This window comes from Massilia sp. CT11-108, assembly GCF_047302915.1.
GTDB classification, from domain to species: domain Bacteria; phylum Pseudomonadota; class Gammaproteobacteria; order Burkholderiales; family Burkholderiaceae_D; genus Telluria; species Telluria orientalis.
This window is the reverse complement of sequence record NZ_JBKYMO010000846.1, coordinates 1-1,551: the sequence shown is the minus strand read 5'-3', so window position 1 is coordinate 1,551 and position 1,551 is coordinate 1. Positions and strand designations below refer to the sequence as shown.

Annotated in this window: 1 protein-coding gene and 1 pseudogene; both read left to right on the top strand. The window is 68.2% G+C overall.

The annotated features are described in order from the left end of the window. Positions 1 to 1,068: putative bifunctional diguanylate cyclase/phosphodiesterase (locus ACEN88_RS31335; RefSeq protein ID WP_413346013.1), on the top strand; the 1,068-nt coding region annotated here is incomplete at its 5' end. A 43-nt stretch (positions 1,069 to 1,111) separates the two neighbouring features. After that, a pseudogene (locus ACEN88_RS31330) lies at positions 1,112 to 1,522 on the top strand (aminotransferase class I/II-fold pyridoxal phosphate-dependent enzyme); the annotation flags it as partial. Between the last annotated feature and the right edge of the window lie 29 nt (positions 1,523 to 1,551).

Here is a 1,551-nt window from a genome sequence, read left to right as displayed (position 1 = left end):
GTCGTGGCGCGCCTGGGCGGCGACGAGTTCGCGCTCGTGCTGCCCGGGCTGGACGACGACGGCATCGCCGCCAGCATCGGCGCCCGCGTCATCGAGGCGCTGGCGCAGCCGTTCTATCTCGCAGGCCAGCAGCTGTTCGTGTCGGCCAGCGTGGGCATCGCCACGTATCCCGAGAACGGCCGCGACGCCGAGACCCTGCTGAAGAACGCCGACACCGCGATGTACGGGGCCAAGAACGGCGGCCGCAACAACTACCAGTTCTACGTCGCGGAGATGCACGAGAACGCCACGCAGCGCCTGCAGACGGAAACGCAGTTGCGCCAGGCGCTGGAGCGCGCCGAATTCCTGCTGCACTACCAGCCGAAGCTCGACCTGGCGACCGGCACCATCAGCGGCTTCGAGGCGCTGCTGCGCTGGAACCATCCGCAGCGCGGCCTCGTGCCGCCGCTGGAATTCATCGCCATCCTCGAGGACACGGGGTTGATTTTGCCCGTCGGCGAATGGGTGATCGGCGAAGTGTGCCGCCAGCTGAAGGCATGGCAGGCGCAGGGCATGGCCGTGCAGCCGGTAGCGATCAACCTGTCCGCGCGCCAGCTGCAGCAGGCGGATCTCGCGGGCGCCGTCGAGCGCATCGTCACGCGCGCCGGCGTCGACCCGGCGCTGCTGGAATTCGAATTGACGGAATCGATGCTGATGGCGAACCCGGAGGCCGCTGTCGAGATCCTCACGCGCATCAAGGCCCTCGGCATACGCCTGTCCGTGGACGATTTCGGCACCGGCTATTCGAGCCTTGCCTACCTGAAGCGCTTCCCGCTGGACGCGCTCAAGATCGACCGCACCTTCGTGCGCGACCTGCCGGACGATCCGGACGACGCCGCGATCACGAAGGCCGTGATCCGGCTCGCGCACAGCCTCAGCCTGAAGGTCGTGGCCGAGGGCGTAGAGAACGTGGACCAGCTGCGTGAACTGGAACAGTACGGATGCGACCAGATCCAGGGCTATTACGTCAGCCGCCCCGTGCCGGCCCAGGCGTGCGTAGCGCTGCTGGCCGGGACCGCGGTCGCCTAGGATCGGCTAAACTAGAGGGATTCCTCCGTTTCAGAATCCCATCATGTCTTTCAATCCCCTCCAGGTGGCGCGCCGCGTCGACGCCATCGAACCCTTCCGCGTGATGGAAATGGTCAAGGCCGCAGCCAGCATGGTGCGCGCCGGCCAGGACGTCATCAGCATGAGCGTCGGCGAACCCGACTTCACGGCCCCCGACCTGGTCGCCCGCGCCGCCATGGACGCGATCCAGCGCGGCGCCACGCAGTACACCGAATCGCTGGGCCTTCCCGCCCTGCGCGACGCCATCTCCGCGCACTATGCCCGCGCCTGCGGCCTCGACATCTCCCCGCAGCGCATCGTCGTGACGGCGGGCGCGTCGGCCGGCCTGCTGCTGGCCTGCGCGGCGCTCGTGGCGGACGGCGACGAAGTCCTGATGCCCGACCCGAGCTATCCGTGCAACCGCCATTTCGTCAGCTGGTAGCGTTCGGCGGGGCCGGACGCTAC